Below are 15,275 nucleotides of genomic sequence, written 5' to 3'. Positions count from 1 at the left end.
TTTCGCAACCGGCGGAGACCCGATCATGACCGAACCCTTCTACGGCGAAATCCAGATGTTCGCCTTCAACTACAGTCCGGCAAACTGGGCGTTCTGCAACGGAGCGCTGATTCCCATCCGGCAGAACCCTGCGCTGTACTCGCTGCTGGGCACCCTGTACGGCGGCGATGGCGTGAACACCTTCCAGTTGCCGAACCTGGTCGCGCGCGGCGCCACCCACCAGGGCAGTGGGCCGGGGTTGACCCCGCGCACCACCGGCGAAACCTTCGGTAAGGCTGCGGTCTCGTTGACCACGGCCATGCTCCCGGCACACCGCCACGACCTGGTGGCCTACGCGCAGCCCGCCGCCAAGCGCACCGCCACGCCCGTGGCCAACGGTGCGCTGTCGATGCCCGGATCAAACGCGATCAAGCCTTTCAGCGCAGAGCCACCGGCCACGCCGATGTCACCGACCCTGCTCGGCCCTGCCGGCGGCGGGCAGCCGCATGAGAACCGGCAACCGTATCTGGCGGTGAACTTCTGCATTGCCCTGCGCGGCAATTTCCCGCAGTTCGAATGATCCCGGTGCAGGCATTGGCGCCATTCCCGACGGAACGGCTCCGTCCATGCGTCGAAGCACCCACGCCAGCGGCATGGCGCTGGCGTGCGCTCGGTGATGCCGACCTGCCATGGTTGCAGGCGCTGTATGCCAGCACCCGCCAGGAGGAACTGCAGGCTGTGCCATGGCCGGACCTGGCCAAGCAACAGTTCCTGGCGCAGCAGTTCGCGGCCCAGCACCAGCACTATCTGCAGCACCACCCGCAGGCGCACTACCTCGCGGTCGAGAAGGACGAGCAGGCGATCGGTCGGGTCTACCTGGACCCGACCGGCGCCGATGATCTGCTGATCGACATCAGCCTGCTGCCGCACTGCCAGGGCAACGGACTCGGCAGCGCGATGATCCGTTGCCTGCAGCAGGCATCGGCGGCACGCCTGCGCGCGCTGTGCCTGCACGTGCAGATTCACAACCCCGGGGCACGCCGGCTTTACGAGCGCCTGGGATTCACCGCAAGTGGCGCGTCAGGCAGCAGCCTTCATGTTGCGATGCGCTGGAATCCGTTGGCGTAGCCGGCCCACGCCGGCATCAGGTGAATACGGCCTGGTAGAGGAAGCCCGCGCGCTCCTGTGCGATCGGCACCAGGAAAATGCCGACCTCGCCCACCCGTGCGTGCCGCATGGGAAAGGTCTGCTGCGGGAACAGGATGGGCGCGGCGTTGCGGAACAGAAGTGAGAACGGTGCTCGTGGTGCGTCGGCGCGCGCCCCCGGCAGCGCACGCGCCTCGACCAGCACGAAATCAACCCGCATGCCATCCAGATCGGCGGCGAAGGTTTCATCCACGCAGCCGGCAAAGTGTTCAAGCGTAAGCAGATCCAAGCCGCGTCCCCTGTCGGCATGCCGCGAGCAGCGCGGCGGTGACATCCTCGCCGCTGCGTAGTGCCCGCGCAAGCGCGAGTGCAGGCGCGATACGCGCCTGCAGGCGTTTCTTTCCGGGTAGGTGCCAACCTTGGTTGGCACGCGTTCCTCAAGCCGCCAGCGCCGCCTCGATGGCCTCGCGCAGGCGCGCATCGTCGGCAGCCACGTCCGGGGCGAAGCGCGCGATCACCTTGCCGTCGCGGCCGACCAGGAACTTCTCGAAGTTCCACAGCACCGCCGGTGCCGGATGGATCGGGATTTCCTTGCTGGCCAGGCGCTCGCGCAACGGGCCTTCACCGATCGACTGCGGCTGCGCGGCGGTCAGCTGCTGGTACAGCGGGTGGGTGTCGTCACCGGCCACGCTGATCTTGGAGAACATCGGGAAGCTGACATCGTAGGTGAGCTGGCAGAACTGCTGGATTTCCGCCTCGCTGCCCGGCTCCTGGCCGAGGAAGTTGTTGGCGGGGAAGCCCAGCACTTCCAGGCCCTGTGCGTGCTTTTCCGCATACAGCGCCTGCAGGCCTTCGTACTGCGGGGTCAGGCCGCACTTGGAGGCGACGTTGACCAGCAGCAGCACCTTGCCCCGGTAGTCGGCAAGCGAGGACGGCTGGCCGTCGATGGTGGTGAGGGAAATGTCCTGGATCGAAGTGCTCACGCGGGGGCTCCGGCTACAGCGGGGAATGGCCCACCAGCATAGCGCCGCGCGATGCCGGTAGTGCCGGCCGCTAGCCGGCAGTTCCGTCAGTCCACGCAGATCGTGCCCTGCGCCTTGCCGTTCTCGATGCGCTGGCGGCAACCAAAGTTCTGGCTGGCATCACGCTGGCAGGTACCGGTGGTGGTGCTGCCAGCGGCCACCTCACCCCCGGCCAGGCACTGGCCGGTGCAGTCGCTCTTGCCGCTGCAGGCCTTGCCGGCATCGGCATGGGGAATCACGCACTGCTCGCGCTGCAGGCGGCCGAGCCGCTGCAGGGTACCGCCGGCAGCCTGGCAGTCGACGTCGCGCGCCTCGCGATAGGCCTCGGTGGCTTCGGGCGTGGCGGCCGCCCCGGCCTGCCCTGCCGGACCCACGGCCGGTGGCGCACTGCTGCAGGCGGCAAGCAGCGCGGTCAGGACAAGACTGGTACAGAGGCGCAGGCGCATGGCGATACCTGATCGAAACGGACAGGCCGCCAGCATACGCACCGACGATGCAGGCGGCGTGTCAGCGCGACTCAGGCCTCCTCGCCGTCGCTGCCCTCGTCCTCGGCCTCTCCCGCGGTGTCCCCCTCGGCCAGGTCGCCCAGCAGCGACTGCGCCTGTTCGGCAGCCAGCGATTCCACGCCGCGCAGGCGCCGTTCGATGGTGCGCGTCTTGCGGCTGGCCTCGCCAATGCTGCGGCCGACGGTGGTGATCTGCTTTTCGGCCTTCTCGAGGATGCCGGCGAACTTGCCGAACTCGCTCTTCACCGCGCCCAGCAGGCTCCACACCTCGCTGGAGCGCTGTTCGATGGCCAGCGTGCGGAAACCCATCTGCAGGCTGTTGAGCAGCGCGGTGACGGTGGTCGGCCCGGCCACCACCACGCGATGCTCGCGCTGCAGCAGGTCGACCAGGCCCGGGCGCCGGATCACCTCTGCATACAGGCCTTCGGTGGGCAGGAACATCACCGCGAAGTCGGTGGTATGCGGCGGTGCGATGTACTTGTCGCAGATCGACTTGGCCTGCACGCGCACCGCACGTTCAAGCTGGATACCCTGCAGGCGCACGCCCTCGGCATCGCCCTGTTCCTGCGCATCCAGCAGGCGTTCGTAGTCTTCGCGCGGGAACTTGGAGTCGATCGGCAGCCACACCGGCGTGTCGTCGTTGCTGCGGCCGGGCAGGCGCACCGCGATGTCGACCATTTCACCGCTGTCCGGACGCACCTTCACCGCCCGCGCGTACTGCTCCTGGGTCAATGTCTGCTCCAGGATGTTTTCCAGCTGCACTTCGCCCCAGCTGCCGCGGTTCTTGACGTTGGTCAGCACGCGCTTGAGGTCGCCGACGCCGGTGGCCAGCTGCTGCATCTCGCCGAGGCCGCGCTGCACCTGCTCCAGCCGTTCGGAGACCAGCTTGAACGAGTTGCCCAGCCGCGTTTCCAGCGTCGACTGCAGCTTCTCATCGACGGTGTGGCGCATCTGTTCCAGCTTCTGCGCATTGTCGTTCTGCAGCGCGCGCAGCTGTTCTTCCAGCGTGGTGCGCATCTCGGCGATGCGCTGTTCATTGCGCTGGGTCAGTTCCTGCAGGCGCAGGCCCAGGCTTTCGGTCAACCGCTGCTGCGACTGCGCGCCTTCCTCGCGCCCCTTGCGCGCATCGTCCACAAGGGTCTGGCGCAGTGCACCGAGCTGGGTATCGGTGCGCCCGGTGAGCTCCTGCAACTGCTGGCCGAAGGCGTGGATGCGTGCCTCCTGCTGCTGGCCAAAGGCTTCCAGCTGGCCGCGCAGTTCCTGCAGGCGCTGCCCCATCAGTGCCGCGCCACGCTGCTGGCTGTCGGCGGCCTCGGCGCGTGCCTTGCGGGCGTCTTCGCCGAGCGCTTCGCGCAGCAGATCCAGGCGCTGGTCGGTGCGGGTCGACAGGTCGGTCAGCGCGCGGGCGAAGCCATCCAGCTGTTCGCGCAGTTCGCTGCGCCCGGAGCGGGCCTCCTCGCGTACGGCCTGTTCCAGGCGGTCATGCGGCGGGCGGCGCAGCAGGGCGACCAGCTGCAGGATGAGCACGGCCAATAGAAGGCCGCCGATGAGCAGGAATTCGGTTTGCATGTGGCAAGTGTAGGCTGGCACCGTCTCAAACGCTGCGCCGGGCCATGCTGGAACTGTACGGAAAGCCGACCTCGATCAACGTGCGCAAGGTGCTGTGGCTGTGCGCCGGGCTCGACCTGCCGCTGCAGCACGATCCCGCACCGGCGCCGGAGCTGCTGGCCGCGCTCAACCCGAACCGGCAGGTGCCGGTGCTGCGCGACGGCGGTTTCGTACTGTGGGAATCCAACAGCATCTGCCGTTACCTGGCCGCCCGCGCCGGCCGCGACGACCTGCTGCCCGCCGCGGCGCAGCCCCGTGCGCGGGTGGAGCAGTGGATGGACTGGCAGGCCAGCGACCTCAACAGTGCCTGGCGCCACGTGTTCATGGCCCGGGTGCGGCAACACCCGGACTACCCGGATGATGCCCGCGCCGAGGCCAGCCTGGCGCAGTGGAATCGCCTGATGGGCGTGCTCGACGCGCAGTTGGCGGATGGCCGGGCCCATGTCACCGGCAGCGCGTTCACCCTCGCCGACATCGTGCTCGGACTGTCGACCCAGCGCTGGCGCAGCACGCCCGGCAGCACGCCCACGCTGCATAACGTGGAGGCCTGGTTCGAACGCCTGCGCCAGCAACCCGGTTTTGCCGAACACGTCGACAACGGCGTGGCCTGAGGCAGGGGCGCGGGAACGACCCGGTCTTACCAGCCTTCCAGCACGATCTTGCCCTTGGCGCGATGGCTCTCCAGCAGCGCATGGGCACGCCGCAGGTTGGCCGCGTCGATGCGCCCGAAGTGCTCACCCAGCGTGGTCTGCAGCACGCCTGCGTCGATCAGCTCGGCCACCCGGTTCAACAGGTCGTGCTGGCGCTGCATGTCCGCGGTCTTGTACAGCGGGCGGGTGAACATCGATTCCCAGTGCAGCGACAGCGCCTTGCGCTTGAGGGCCATCACGTCCAGCTGTCCCGGGTCGTCGATCAGCCCCAGCTGGCCCTGCGGCGCCAGCACCTCGACGATCTGCGCATAGTGCTGGTCGGTGTGGGTCAGGCTGGCCACGTGCTGCACCTCGCTGATGCCCAGCCGCGCCAGTCCCTCGGCCAGTGGCAGGCTGTGGTCGATCACATGGTGCGCGCCCATGGCGTACACCCAGTCCTGGGTATCCGGACGCGAGGCGGTGCCGATCACCGTCAGCTTCGTCAGCTTCCGCGCCAGCTGCACCAGGATCGATCCGACGCCACCGGCAGCGCCGATCACCAGCAGGGTCTGGCCCTCGCCGCCGCCTTCGGCGATGCGCAGGCGGTCGAACAGCAGCTCCCAGGCAGTGATCGCGGTCAGCGGCAACGCCGCGGCGGCAGCATCACCCAGGCTGGCCGGCTTGCGGCCAACGCTGCGCTCGTCCACCAGCTGGAACTCGGCATTGCTGCCCGGACGGTCGATCACGCCGGCGTAGTAGACCGCATCGCCGGGCTGGAACAGGGTCACCTCGCTGCCCACCGCGTCGACGATGCCGACCGCATCCCAGCCCAGCACGCGCGGGCCGTCGGTAGCCATGTTGCGGCGCACCTTGGTGTCGACCGGATTCACCGCCACCGCGCGCACGGCCACGCGCAGGTCGCGCGGGCCGGGCTGCGGCAGCTCCAGTTCGATGTCGATCAGGGCCTGGGCATCATCGATCGGCAGGCCGGCTTGGGTGTAGGCAATGGCGCGCATGGCAGCGGTCCAGTGGGGAAGAAGCACACAGGTTGCGCCGCGCGCGGCGCTGCAGAAAGGCGCAGAATCGGGCAGGACTTTCACTCCAGTAATGAAAATGATCCGTTTCGACGACCTGCAGTTGTTCGTCCGCACGGCTGCACTGGGCAGCTTCTCGCAGGCCGCGCGCGAAGCCGATCTGCTGCCCGGCCAGGTCGCTGCGGCGGTGGCGCGGCTGGAGCGCGAGCTGGACCTGCGCCTGTTCGTGCGCACCACCCGCAGCCTGCGCCTGACCGGCGAAGGTGCGCTGTACCTGCCGTATGCCCAGGAGGTGCTGGCCACCCTGCGCGAGGGCCAGGCGCGCGTGCAGGGCGAGGACACCGAACTGCACGGCACCCTGCAGCTGTCGGCGCCGTCGGACTTCGGCCGCAACCTGCTGCTGCCCTGGCTGAGCGCGTTCCGTGCCGCGCACCCGCGGCTGCGGCTGCACCTGCGCCTGTCCGACGAAGTGGCCGATGTGTTCCGCGATCCCGTCGACGTGGCGATCCGCATCGGCCACTTCGACGACGCCAGCTACGTCGCCCTGCCCCTGCTGGAAGGCAACCGGCGTGTGCTCGCGGCCTCGCCCGGGTACCTGCAGCGGCGCGGCACGCCCACCCGCCTGGACGAGCTGCGTGAGCACGACTGCCTGGTCTACCAGCTCAGTGGCCGCGCCTACGATCGCTGGTCATTCGACGTCGAAGGGCGCCGCAGTGTGATTCCGGTGCGTGGCCCGCTGGTCTGCGACGACGCCGACGTGGTGCGGCGCTGGGCCGTGGCCGGCGAAGGCATCACCTACAAATCCTGGCTGGACCTGCGTGAGGATGTGCAGGCCGGGCGCCTGCAGCTGCTGCTCGATGGCGTTGGCAGCAGCATTCCGCTGCAGCTGGTGTGCCCGCATCGCAAGCAGTTCTCGCCGGCGGTGCGGCAGCTGCACGCGCAGCTGCGCCAGCACCTGCAACCGCTGCTGTCTGGCATGCCCGGCGGCCCCGCCAGCCCTCTGTCGCCAATCGCGGCGCTGGCCGACAATGGCGGCCCCCCGTAACAAGAGAACACCGCCATGCCGTGGATGGGCATCCAGGACCTGTGGACGTTTCTGGTCGCCGTGCTGGTGTTCCTCGCCCTGCCCGGTCCCGGTACCTTCACCCTGCTGACCGCCACCGGCCGTGGCGGCGTGCGTGGCGGCTACACCGCATTGGTCGGCCTACTGGTCGGCGACCAGATCCTGATGTGGCTGGCCCTGGCCGGCGTGGCCGCACTGCTGAAGGCCAATCCGCTGGTGTTCCATGCCGTGCAGTACCTCGGTGCGGCCTATCTGGTGTGGGTCGGCATCAGCCTGCTGCGGACCCCGAAGCACGAAGGGGGCGAAGCCGGCCCGATCCGCATGCAGCCGGGCCGCTACTTCCAGCAGGCCATCCTGGTCAGCCTGCTCAACCCGAAGGCGATCCTGTTCTACATGGCGTTCCTGCCGCTGTTCATCGACCCGAAGGCGCACCAGGGCATCGCCACCTTCGCGGCACTGGCCGGCATCATCCTGGTGGTCAGCATCGCCTATTGCTCGATGCTGATCGGCGTCGGCAACCTGGCCCGTCGCCGCCTCATCCAGCACCCACGAATCAGCGATGCGCTGCGCCGCGTGGCCGGCCTGTTCCTGGTGGGGTTTGGTATCCGCCTGGGGCTGAATGGTTGAGCGGGCCAACCCATTGGCCCCACTGCGCTGGACGCCGCCCGCTGAATCGGCTCTGCCGACCGGAGGGACCTCGGACGAATTCGATCTTTGCCTGCAATTGTGCTGATTTCGTCACTTCAGCTGATGGCGAGCCACCATCGCTGACGTATTCAACCCATGCACGACCCCCGTCAGTGGTAATGCTGCGCTGCGTTCGGTCACACTCGGGAACTTGTCGTTCTTAGTCACCCCTTCCGAGGCCTGCATGTCCCTGCTCCGGCGCAAGTCCCTAGATTCCGTCACCGTCCACGAAGCCGGCAGGCGTCTGATCCCCACGCTCAGCTGGCCACACCTGATCGCGCTGGGCATCGGCGCCATCGTCGGTACCGGCATCTACACGCTGATCGGCGTCGGCGCCAACCTGGCCGGCCCGGCCGTGCTGATCTCCTTTGCCATCGCTGGCGCGGTCTGCGCCTGCGCGGCGCTGTCCTACGCCGAGCTGTCGACGATGATGCCGGCCGCCGGCAGCGCCTACACCTACAGCTACAGTGCGCTGGGCGAGGTGTTCGCCTGGGTGGTGGGCTGGAGCCTGATCCTGGAGTACTCGCTGGTGGTGAGTACGGTAGCGGTGGGCTGGTCCGGCTACTTCGTCGGCTTCCTGGAATGGGTGCACACCCAGTTCGGCTGGAATGTGCACCTGCCGGCCTGGCTTGCCGCCGGCCCGCACGTGGAAGGCGGCATGATCAACCTGCCGGCGATCGTCATCACCTGGCTGGTGGCCGGCATGCTGATGGCCGGCACCAAGGAAAGCGCTACCCTCAACGCCATCCTGGTGGTGTTCAAGCTGATCGCGCTGGCCATTTTCGTGGCCGTCGCCCTGCCCGCTTTCGACAGCGCCAACCTGCAGCCGTTCATGCCCTACGGCTTCGCCAAGTCGATCGGCCCTGATGGCGTCGAACACGGCGTGATGGCAGCGGCAGCGATCATCTTCTTCGCCTTCTACGGCTTCGATGCGATCTCCACCGCCGCCGAGGAAACCAAGAACCCGGGCCGCGACCTGTCAATCGGCATCATCGGTTCGATGATCGGCTGCACCATCGTCTACGTGCTGGTGGCGCTGGCCGCGGTAGGTGCGATGAGCTACGCGGTGTTCGGCCACAGCGCCGAGCCGCTGGCCCTGATCATGCGCCAGCTGGGCCACCCGACCGCGGCGATGGTGATCGGCGTGATCGCGATCATCGCGCTGCCGACCGTGCTGCTGGCCTTCCTGTACGGCCAGAGCCGCATCTTCTTCGTGATGAGCCGCGACGGCCTGCTGCCGCGCGGGCTGTCCAAGGTCAACGCCCGTACCGGCACGCCGGTGGCGACCACGCTGTTCACCGCAGTGGTGGTCTCGGCCCTGGCCGGTGTAGCGCGCCTGGACGAGATCGCCGCGCTGGCCAACGCCGGTACCCTGGCCGCGTTCACCGCGGTGGGCATCTGCCTGGTGGTGCTGCGCCTGCGCGAACCGAACCGCGAGCGCACCTTCCGCACCCCGCTGGCCTTCGTGGTTGGCCCGCTGGCGGCGCTGGGCTGCATCTACCTGTTCATCAGCCTGCCGCACCGCACCCAGCTGTACTTCCTGCTGTGGAACGTGGCCGGCCTGGTGCTGTACTTCCTGTACAGCCGCCGGCACGCGCTGATCGCGAAATAAATGGATCACCGGTAGTGCCGGCCGCTGGCCGGCAACCCGGATCCTGTTGATACGGGCAATGCCGGCCAGCGGCCGGCACTACCGCAGGGCGTTTCACACGCCCTGTTTTGCCGCGTAATCCTGCGCCTGGCGCATCACCCGCAGCAGGTTGCCGCCCCAGATGCCGGCAATCTGCTGCTCGGTGTAGCCCTTGCGCAGCAGCCACGCGGTGATCTTCGGCAGCTGGCTGACATCGGGCAGGTCGCTCAGGCCACCGCCGCCATCCCAGTCCAGGCCGATGCCCACATGCTCGGGGCCAACCACCTTGAGGATGTGCTCGAAGTGGGCGAAGAAGTCGTCCAGGCTGGCATGGCGCACCGGATGCTCGTGGTCCAGCTCCTGCTCGGCCTTCAGCAGGGCAACACCCTGCTCGATGCCCATCCCTTCCCAGCCACCCAGCTGCTTGCTCAGCGCTTCCTCGGCCTGCTTGCGCTCCGGTGTCTTGGCGGTGTCGATCAGGTAGCCGCCATAGGCATTCACCTGGATCACGCCGCCGGCCTTGGCCAGCTTGCGCAGGCGTGCATCGTCCAGATTGCGCGGGTGGTCGTAGACCGCCTTGGCCGAGCTGTGCGAGAGCACGAACGGTACCGGCATCATCGCCAGCAGGTCGTCGAACACCGCGTCGGAGGCATGCGACTGGTCGATCACGATGCCCAGCTTCAGCGCCTGCCGCACCAGATCCTTGCCCGCCGGGCTCAACCCCTTCCACTCCGCGCCCTTGGGGTCGGTGGCGGAATCGGCGAACTCGTTGTTGGCGAAGTGCACGGTGCTGAGCAGGCGCAGGCCGGCGCGGTGGTAGAACGAAAGCAGGCTCGGGTCTTCCACCAGCGGGCTGGCGTTTTCCATGCTGATGTAGACCACGCGCTTGCCGGCGGCCTTGATCCGCGCCGCGTCATCGGCGGTCAGCGCCAGCGCGAAGCGCTCGGGATTGGCCGCCAGCATCTCGCGGATTTCCATCAGTCGCTGCAGGCCATGGTCACGCTCAGCCAGGTGGGCCGCTGCGCTGCGATCGCCCTGATCGGTGTAGATCGCCCAGAAGCCGCCGTCCAACGCGCCTTCGACCATGCGCGGGTAGTCCACCTGCGAAAGCGCGTTGCGGTCGTGGCGCTGCTCGATGTCGAAGCCGCTGCGACCGAAGTTGGCCGGCGTATCCAGATGGCTGTCAAGGGTGACCAGGCGCTGTTGCAGCGCCTTGGCACGGGCCAGCTCCTGCGCGCTGAACTCAACGGCGTGGGCGGACAGCGGCGCGCACAGCGCCAGGGCAAGCACGACGGACAGGTGGCGCAACGAAGGCATGGGCTCTCACCGGCATTGGGAAGAGCCCGACCATAGCGCTGCGGCCCGCGGATTTGTAGAGCCGGGCCGCGCCACCTGAACAATGGGGCGCCATTCTCACGAACGCATCGCAATGCGCGGGATGCTTGCCGCCGGGCAGTGGAGATGATTCATGCCCGCCTGATCTGCGTGGAGGCCGAGCATGGGCTCGGCTCCACATCACCGGGGTCAGCCCGGCAGGAAGTGCTGCATCAGCTGCAGTTCCTCGATGGCCGCCATGTACGGCGCGAATCGGGCATCGCCTTCAGCGAAGGCCTGCGCCACCGCCTGTGCACTGGCAAGGTCCTGCCAGTGCGCGATATCGACGAAGCGATCATCACCGTCCATCGGCGAGAACGGCTGGTAATCGATCAACCCAGGGAACTGTGCGATCACCGCGCGCAGTTGCATGCGCAGTATCGGCATGTCAGCGCGTGCCTCGGGCTTGACGGTGAACACGGCCAGTTCAAGGACGGACGTACGTGCGTGCATGGGAGGGATTCCACTGTGGATGAGCGGGCAGTCTGTGCTTGCCCTGCTGCCACCGGGGTGTCAGTGCGCGCGCTGTTCCCAGGCCCGTTGCTGATGTTGCAGATAGGCTTCGAGCGTGACCCGGGCAGGCAACGGCACGTCAACGGCATCGTCCATCGCCTCGATCTGGTCGAGGCGGAAGTCGCGATAGTCCTGCCGCAGCGCGCACCAGCTGCCCAGCGTCCAGTGCTGCCCCCAGTGGAACAAGCCAAGCGGGAACACGCTGCGTTGACTGATGTCACCCCGAAGGCTGCGGTAGCGCAGTTGGACGCTGCGGCGGTCGGCGATGGCGGCATGCAGCGGCTGCCAGCAGGGCAACGACACCGGCACGGCCCGCAGCGCGCGGGCGATGCGCGCGGGTGCGATGCGCAGGGGCATCGCCGCCTGCAGCTTGTGCAGCAGCGAACGTGCCGCTGGCTGCAGATGACCACCACCACTGCACGCCAGCATCTCCACCGCCAGCTGAAGCGCTTCGGCTTCGGCCGCATCCAGGCTCAGTGGCGGCAGTTCGAATCCCGCATCGAGCCGGTAGCCGATACCCGCCTCGCCGTAGACCGGAATACCAGCCACGGACAGATCATCGACGTAACGATAGATGCTACGTACCGACAGGCCCAGCTCCGCCGCCAGCACGGCGGCGGTCACCGGCTGGCGTACACGGATCAGGTTGACCAGCTGGAACAGGCGGTCGGCTTTGCGCATGGGCCTTTCCTGGCGATGCCACAGTGGCCAGCCCATGGCCGGCCGGGCAGGCGCCGCGGGTCAGTCGACCACGCGGCAGAACACGGCCTTGAGGTAACGCGATTCCTGCACGTGGGCCATGAACGGATGGTCCGGACCGGCGCCGGCCACCTTCAGGATCTGGATCGTGCGGCCGGAGAAATACGCCGCGCGGCGCAGCATGTCGAGGAACTGGTCCTCGGCCACCAGGCCGGTGCAGGAGAACGTGGCGAACAGGCCGCCCGGCTTCACCACGCCCAGCGCCAGCTTGTTCATGTCCAGGTACTTCTTCAGCGCAGTGATCACTTGGTCGCGGTCACGGGTCATCTTCGCCGGGTCCAGGATCACCACGTCGTACTGCTCGCCGCGGTTGGCGGCATCACGCAGCCACGGAAAGATGTCGGACTGGACGAACTTCGGGCGCACGTTGTTCAGGCGCGAATTGCCCTTGGCGATCTGGATGACGTCTTCATCGATGTCGATGCCGACCACTTCCGAGGCGCCACGCGCCGCCGCATACACCGCAAAACCGCCGGTGTTGCAGCACAGGTCGAGCACGCTCTTGCCTTCCACCTGCTGGCTCAGCCACTCGCGGTTCTCGCGCTGGTCGGCGAAGAAGCCGGTCTTGTGCGCACCGGCCGGGTCGGCGCGGAACTTGATGCCGTACTCGGTGATCACCGCTGCTTCGGTGGTGGTATTGCCGTGGAAGTCGAAGCTTTCCTGCTTCTGCACGTGCTCGTCGGCGAAGCTGTGGAAGCGGCAGCCCGGGAACTGCTCGCGCAGGGCGTCGTAGATCCACTCGCGGTGGCGGAACATGCCGGCGGCGAAGAACTCGACCACCACCAGGTCGCCATAGCGGTCGACCACCAGGCCGGACAGACCGTCGCCTTCGCTGTGCACCACGCGCCAGGCGTCGGACACCGCATCGAGCTTCAGCACCTCACGGCGCAGCGACACCGCCTGGGCGATCTTGCGCGAGAACCAGCCGGCATCGACCGGCACGTTCGGGTCGGTTTCGAGGATGCGCACGGCAATGCGCGAATGCCCGTTGTAGAACCCCCGGCCAATGAACTCGCCATCGATGCCGACCACGTCGACGATGGAGCCGGGCTTGGGCCGGACGGTCGGCTTCTCGACCAGTTTCTGGAAGATCCACGGGTGGCTGGAACGCCACGCATTCTTGAGGCGGACAATCGGAAGGGGGGTATTCATCCGCCCATTGTAGCCGGGGGGCGGCGGGGGCCGGAAATCCAGCACGGGCGCGGCAATTGACGGCGGCCCGGCCAGACGGCAGAATCGGCGCCAGAAGGGGAGTAGCTCCCAGACGTTGTCGCCGTCAATTCGAGCCCGCAGGCTCCGGTGCAACGGCAGTTCCAGCCATTGGAACTGCGAGCGAGACCTTCGCCGTACTGGCGAAGCTCTGTCCCTGGATCCCCTCCCGATCCTCCGTTGCAGATCCTCGCCGTCCGGCCTGGCATTCATCTTTCCAACGGACATTCCCAATGCAGACGATCGGTAACGTGTGGTTGTGGGGCGGCTTCGCAGCGGTGGTGGTCATCGCCCTGCTGGTCGACCTCGTGTTGATGCGCCATGGTGGACCGCACAAGGTCACCTTCAAGGAGGCCCTGTGGTGGTCGATCGGCTGGGTCGCGCTGGCCCTGCTGTTCAACGCCGGCCTCTGGTACTACCTCAATGAGACCGCCGGCCAGGTCGTGGCCAACAAGGTCGGCCTCGAATTCCTGACCGGCTACCTGGTCGAGAAGGCGCTGGCGGTCGACAACATCTTTGTCTTCCTGATGATCATGAGCTACTTCGCGGTGCCGGAGGAGCAGCGCCAGAAGGTGCTGATCATCGGCATCCTGGGTGCGATCGTGCTGCGTACGATCATGATCTTCGCTGGTAGCGTGCTGATCAGCCAGTTCCATTGGCTGCTCTACGTGTTCGGTGCCTTCCTGCTGTTCACCGGCTGGAAGATGTGGTTCGCCGCCGGCCAGGAACCCGATCTTGAGACCAATCCGGCCCTGCGCTGGATGCGCAAGCACCTGCGCCTGCTGCCGGACTACGCCGGCAACGCGCTGAGCGTGAAGCGCGATGGCGTGCGCTGGTTCACCCCGCTGTTCGCGGTACTGATCCTGATCGCGGTCACCGACGTGATCTTCGCCGTGGACAGCATCCCGGCGATCTTCGCGATCACCACCGACCCGTTCATCGTGCTCACCTCCAACGTGTTCGCGGTGCTGGGCCTGCGCGCGATGTTCTTCCTGCTGGCCGGCATGGCCGACCGCTTCCACCTGCTGCCGTACGGCCTGGCGCTGGTACTGGGCTTCATCGGCATCAAGATGATGATCATCGACCTGTTCAAGATCCCGACCCCGGTGTCGCTGGGCGTGGTCGCGGTGATCATCGCCGCCACCGTGGTGCTGAGCCTGAAGTACCCGCCCAAGGAAGGATCGGGCCACGCCTGAACCTGAATCGCTGAACGGCACGGCCGGCGGGATTGTCCCGCCGGCCGTCTCCACTCTCCCGCCGCGGCGGCCTTGGTTTCGCGGCAACCACCGCCATTGCTGAGGTATGGACAACAACGCGCCCCTGCCCGCCGGCGACGTACCGGCCCCCCGCAATGACCGCTCGCGCATCCTGCGGGCGTTCAATGCCAGCCTGGCCGCCGTGCTGGTGCTGGTGGCCGTGTTCGCCCTGCAGGGCACGTTCGACTGGCGCCCCTGGGCGGTAGCGCCGCTGGAAGCCAAGGGCCTGCTCGGCCTGGTCGGTGGCCCGATGCTGCATGCCTCGGTCGAGCACATCGCCGCCAACAGCATCGCCATCCTGATCCTCGGCACCCTGGCCGGCAGCGTGTATCCAAAAGCCACCGTGCGCGCCCTGCCCCTGCTGTGGCTGGGCTCGGGCCTGGGTGCCTGGATGCTGGGCAATCCGGGCAGCGTGCACCTGGGCGCCAGTGGCGTGACCCACGGCCTGATGTTCCTGCTCGCCAGCCTCGGCCTGCTGCGTCGCGACCGCGCGGCGATCGCCACCGGCCTGATCGGCATGCTGTTCTATGGTGGCATGCTGATGACCGTCCTGCCGCACGCCGACGGCGTGTCGTGGCAGTCGCACATGGGCGGCGCCTTCGCCGGCATCATTGCCGCGCTGCTGTTCCGCAATGCCGACCCCCTGCCGCCGCGCCAGCGCTACAGTTGGGAAGACGAAGAGGATGAGGCCGAACCGCTGGCCGACGACGAGCTGGAGCCACCGTCGCCACAGCGCGTGCCGGTGTTGTGGCAGCCGCGCGAAGGCCAGGACTACGTGGTGATTCCGTTCCGGCGGCCGGACGATCCGCGCGGCTGAGGTGTGATAGTGCCGGCCGCTGGCCGGCAACCCGGTAATTCCCA

Annotated in this window: 17 protein-coding genes; 8 read left to right on the top strand and 9 right to left on the bottom strand. The window is 67.5% G+C overall.

From position 1 onward, the window contains the following. The first annotated feature begins 25 nt into the window (after nt 1-25). Nucleotides 26-559, top strand: coding sequence for a tail fiber protein (locus SSKA14_RS02120; RefSeq protein ID WP_008265750.1), 534 nt, complete (start codon nt 26-28; stop codon nt 557-559). Continuing rightward, the gene (locus SSKA14_RS02115; RefSeq protein ID WP_008267429.1) at nt 556-1,107 is read left to right on the top strand and encodes a GNAT family N-acetyltransferase; all 552 of its coding nucleotides are present in this window, start codon (nt 556-558) and stop codon (nt 1,105-1,107) included. The genes SSKA14_RS02120 and SSKA14_RS02115 overlap by 4 nt, the downstream gene beginning before the upstream one ends. A 16-nt stretch (nt 1,108-1,123) precedes the next feature. Here the strand turns inward: SSKA14_RS02115 and SSKA14_RS02110 are convergent, their stop codons facing one another. The 4 genes from SSKA14_RS02110 to rmuC all read right to left on the bottom strand — a co-directional run bounded on the left by SSKA14_RS02110 (nt 1,124) and on the right by rmuC (nt 4,221). Beyond that, on the bottom strand, nt 1,124-1,414 hold the full coding sequence (locus tag SSKA14_RS02110; protein WP_006478849.1) for a hypothetical protein: 291 nt from the start codon (nt 1,412-1,414) through the stop codon (nt 1,124-1,126). A 148-nt stretch (nt 1,415-1,562) separates the two neighbouring features. Beyond that, the gene (locus tag SSKA14_RS02105) at nt 1,563-2,108 is read right to left on the bottom strand and encodes a glutathione peroxidase (RefSeq protein WP_008266870.1); all 546 of its coding nucleotides are present in this window, start codon (nt 2,106-2,108) and stop codon (nt 1,563-1,565) included. Between the two features lie 86 nt (nt 2,109-2,194). Next, nucleotides 2,195-2,593: a hypothetical protein gene (locus tag SSKA14_RS02100; protein WP_040006805.1), complete on the bottom strand. Its 399-nt coding sequence runs from the start codon at nt 2,591-2,593 to the stop codon at nt 2,195-2,197. Nucleotides 2,594-2,664: 71 nt separating this feature from the next. Continuing rightward, nucleotides 2,665-4,221 carry a DNA recombination protein RmuC gene (rmuC, locus tag SSKA14_RS02095; RefSeq protein ID WP_008267559.1) on the bottom strand — a complete coding sequence of 519 codons (1,557 nt, stop codon included), beginning with the start codon at nt 4,219-4,221 and terminating at the stop codon, nt 2,665-2,667. 44 nt (nt 4,222-4,265) lie between these two features. On the opposite strand from rmuC, the gene SSKA14_RS02090 reads away from it, so the two are divergent. Continuing rightward, nucleotides 4,266-4,871, top strand: coding sequence for a glutathione S-transferase N-terminal domain-containing protein (locus tag SSKA14_RS02090; RefSeq protein ID WP_008267398.1), 606 nt, complete (start codon nt 4,266-4,268; stop codon nt 4,869-4,871). A 26-nt stretch (nt 4,872-4,897) separates the two neighbouring features. On the opposite strand, the gene SSKA14_RS02085 is transcribed toward SSKA14_RS02090, so the two are convergent. Continuing rightward, nucleotides 4,898-5,905 carry a zinc-binding alcohol dehydrogenase family protein gene (locus SSKA14_RS02085; RefSeq protein ID WP_008265385.1) on the bottom strand — a complete coding sequence of 336 codons (1,008 nt, stop codon included), beginning with the start codon at nt 5,903-5,905 and terminating at the stop codon, nt 4,898-4,900. Nucleotides 5,906-5,996: 91 nt separating this feature from the next. Here SSKA14_RS02085 and SSKA14_RS02080 point away from each other — a divergent pair, with 91 nt between their 5' ends. The 3 genes from SSKA14_RS02080 (at nt 5,997) to SSKA14_RS02070 (ending at nt 9,285) form a co-directional block, all read left to right on the top strand. Beyond that, nucleotides 5,997-6,968: a LysR family transcriptional regulator gene (locus SSKA14_RS02080; protein ID WP_040006803.1), complete on the top strand. Its 972-nt coding sequence runs from the start codon at nt 5,997-5,999 to the stop codon at nt 6,966-6,968. 15 nt (nt 6,969-6,983) lie between these two features. After that, a complete protein-coding gene (gene leuE, locus SSKA14_RS02075) occupies nt 6,984-7,613 on the top strand; it encodes a leucine efflux protein LeuE (protein WP_008265178.1) in 630 nt (209 codons plus the stop codon). Nucleotides 7,614-7,857: 244 nt separating this feature from the next. Then, entirely contained in the window at nt 7,858-9,285 is a 1,428-nt protein-coding gene (locus tag SSKA14_RS02070; protein ID WP_008266562.1) for an amino acid permease, read from the top strand. A 93-nt stretch (nt 9,286-9,378) separates the two neighbouring features. Here the strand turns inward: SSKA14_RS02070 and SSKA14_RS02065 are convergent, their stop codons facing one another. The 4 genes from SSKA14_RS02065 to SSKA14_RS02050 all read right to left on the bottom strand — a co-directional run bounded on the left by SSKA14_RS02065 (nt 9,379) and on the right by SSKA14_RS02050 (nt 13,101). Continuing rightward, nucleotides 9,379-10,620, bottom strand: a complete 1,242-nt coding sequence (locus SSKA14_RS02065; RefSeq protein WP_008265378.1) for a dipeptidase — start codon at nt 10,618-10,620, stop codon at nt 9,379-9,381. A gap of 207 nt (nt 10,621-10,827) precedes the next feature. After that, on the bottom strand, nt 10,828-11,130 hold the full coding sequence (locus SSKA14_RS02060) for an antibiotic biosynthesis monooxygenase (RefSeq protein WP_008265858.1): 303 nt from the start codon (nt 11,128-11,130) through the stop codon (nt 10,828-10,830). Between the two features lie 60 nt (nt 11,131-11,190). Further along, a complete protein-coding gene (locus SSKA14_RS02055) occupies nt 11,191-11,871 on the bottom strand; it encodes a WYL domain-containing protein (RefSeq protein ID WP_008265388.1) in 681 nt (226 codons plus the stop codon). Nucleotides 11,872-11,931: 60 nt separating this feature from the next. After that, nucleotides 11,932-13,101 (bottom strand): class I SAM-dependent rRNA methyltransferase, encoded by a 1,170-nt coding sequence (locus SSKA14_RS02050; protein WP_008264547.1) that lies wholly within the window; start codon nt 13,099-13,101, stop codon nt 11,932-11,934. A 290-nt stretch (nt 13,102-13,391) separates the two neighbouring features. Here SSKA14_RS02050 and SSKA14_RS02045 point away from each other — a divergent pair, with 290 nt between their 5' ends. Next, nucleotides 13,392-14,354, top strand: a complete 963-nt coding sequence (locus tag SSKA14_RS02045; protein WP_005411722.1) for a TerC family protein — start codon at nt 13,392-13,394, stop codon at nt 14,352-14,354. A gap of 106 nt (nt 14,355-14,460) precedes the next feature. Next, nucleotides 14,461-15,231: a rhomboid family intramembrane serine protease gene (locus SSKA14_RS02040; RefSeq protein ID WP_008268315.1), complete on the top strand. Its 771-nt coding sequence runs from the start codon at nt 14,461-14,463 to the stop codon at nt 15,229-15,231. Nucleotides 15,232-15,275: the final 44 nt, after the last annotated feature.

It is taken from the genome of Stenotrophomonas sp. SKA14, assembly GCF_000158575.1.
GTDB classification, from domain to species: domain Bacteria; phylum Pseudomonadota; class Gammaproteobacteria; order Xanthomonadales; family Xanthomonadaceae; genus Stenotrophomonas; species Stenotrophomonas forensis.
Note: the sequence above shows the minus strand (reverse complement) of the source record. Positions and strands in the feature narration are given on the sequence as shown.

Bases quoted from the DNA above. Each gene is read 5' to 3' on its own strand.
- SSKA14_RS02120 (WP_008265750.1), top strand. From the start codon at position 26: ATGACCGAACCCTTCTACGGCGAAATCCAGATGTTCGCCTTCAACTAC.
- SSKA14_RS02115 (WP_008267429.1), top strand. From the start codon at position 556: ATGATCCCGGTGCAGGCATTGGCGCCATTCCCGACGGAACGGCTCCGT.
- SSKA14_RS02100 (WP_040006805.1), bottom strand. From the start codon at position 2,593: ATGCGCCTGCGCCTCTGTACCAGTCTTGTCCTGACCGCGCTGCTTGCC.
- rmuC (WP_008267559.1), bottom strand. From the start codon at position 4,221: ATGCAAACCGAATTCCTGCTCATCGGCGGCCTTCTATTGGCCGTGCTC.
- SSKA14_RS02090 (WP_008267398.1), top strand. From the start codon at position 4,266: ATGCTGGAACTGTACGGAAAGCCGACCTCGATCAACGTGCGCAAGGTG.
- SSKA14_RS02085 (WP_008265385.1), bottom strand. From the start codon at position 5,905: ATGCGCGCCATTGCCTACACCCAAGCCGGCCTGCCGATCGATGATGCC.
- SSKA14_RS02080 (WP_040006803.1), top strand. From the start codon at position 5,997: ATGAAAATGATCCGTTTCGACGACCTGCAGTTGTTCGTCCGCACGGCT.
- leuE (WP_008265178.1), top strand. From the start codon at position 6,984: ATGCCGTGGATGGGCATCCAGGACCTGTGGACGTTTCTGGTCGCCGTG.
- SSKA14_RS02070 (WP_008266562.1), top strand. From the start codon at position 7,858: ATGTCCCTGCTCCGGCGCAAGTCCCTAGATTCCGTCACCGTCCACGAA.
- SSKA14_RS02065 (WP_008265378.1), bottom strand. From the start codon at position 10,620: ATGCCTTCGTTGCGCCACCTGTCCGTCGTGCTTGCCCTGGCGCTGTGC.
- SSKA14_RS02060 (WP_008265858.1), bottom strand. From the start codon at position 11,130: ATGCACGCACGTACGTCCGTCCTTGAACTGGCCGTGTTCACCGTCAAG.
- SSKA14_RS02055 (WP_008265388.1), bottom strand. From the start codon at position 11,871: ATGCGCAAAGCCGACCGCCTGTTCCAGCTGGTCAACCTGATCCGTGTA.
- SSKA14_RS02050 (WP_008264547.1), bottom strand. From the start codon at position 13,101: ATGAATACCCCCCTTCCGATTGTCCGCCTCAAGAATGCGTGGCGTTCC.
- SSKA14_RS02045 (WP_005411722.1), top strand. From the start codon at position 13,392: ATGCAGACGATCGGTAACGTGTGGTTGTGGGGCGGCTTCGCAGCGGTG.
- SSKA14_RS02040 (WP_008268315.1), top strand. From the start codon at position 14,461: ATGGACAACAACGCGCCCCTGCCCGCCGGCGACGTACCGGCCCCCCGC.